This is a genomic window from Streptomyces sp. NPDC056503 (assembly GCF_042794995.1).
Classification (GTDB): Bacteria; Actinomycetota; Actinomycetes; order Streptomycetales; family Streptomycetaceae; genus Streptomyces.
On sequence record NZ_JBHTST010000288.1, the window covers coordinates 1 to 1,081 of the forward strand.

Annotated in this window: 1 protein-coding gene; it reads left to right on the forward strand. The window is 38.0% G+C overall.

Annotated elements, in window-relative coordinates; all coding sequences use genetic code 11:
- On the forward strand, nucleotides 1-313 hold a 313-nt coding region (locus ACFQ8C_RS37115), incomplete at its 5' end, for a hypothetical protein (protein WP_383466386.1).
- Nucleotides 314-1,081 lie beyond the last annotated feature (768 nt).

The window sequence follows — 1,081 nt, forward strand, 5'->3', positions numbered from 1 at the left end:
TAATGGTCCTGCTCGCTTAGGTGTTCTTGGATCTAAATTTAGAGACTTCTATTTAAAAGGTGGGTTTCGAAGTAGTTTTAAAACAGCCTTTCTAATAAACAGCTGGGAAGAGTTATTAACTAAAAAGTCTGTTTCTAAACCAAAGAAAAAATCCTCTTCATGGTTAAGGGACTTACCAGAACGTCCTGATAGAAAAGGAGGAAGTCCAAGTAGTATACAAAAACCAGAAGACATAATATCCTTTTTCGGATATAGAGGCGTTCAGTTCGGGAATTATGGTGCGCCACGTTCTCATATAAACGCGGTAGCGTGAAATTGAAGGGCTTATGAATGTATATAAGCCTAACTTCTATTCCAATTTGATAGGTGAAATCCCTATCCAGGAGAAATAACCGATTTTATCCAAAATCTCCTGACTATGATACTCCTATATGCTAGATACCCCCTCTTGGGTAAATGGTGTAGAGCTAGGTAAAGTCGTAATTTGAGGTTGTACCTATAAACAATCAAAATAATGCGGTAGTCCTTAAAAACTGAGCTATGATTACGCAAGGAACTTATGTTTGAAGCGTCGTCACCGAATCTTCTTCTTAATATAGGTCAAAGGAAGAAAACCACGAGAATGGATGAACTATATGAATATGGGAATATGTATGATTCCACGTCTTACTAGTGTCGTAGTTGCTAGTAATGACGAGCCAACATGTTACGGTTAATCAAGGTTGGTGAGTATCGTCGGCGTAAAGTAAGAATCTAAGGCACAGTAAAATAAGGGATAGGAATAGAGGAACGTGGGAAGCTCAATTAATTCAAGGCTTAAGAGGAGCCATTAGAGAAATAATTGAGTGGCAGCGGTCCCGTAGTAGTGAAGAAATGGGGTAACTCTTATGGAGCGAAGGGGACCAGTCGGGTACTTATCCATAACTCACAAGAAAGTTAGTCTAAATGAACCTTTCTACTATAAGTGGAATGTGGGAATTAAACAGTTAACCATTAACTCTCTAAATATAATGTAATGAGGGTGTAATAATGAGGGATAAAAGACTACCTATCAAAAGTGAAACACAACTCAGAGAAAAAC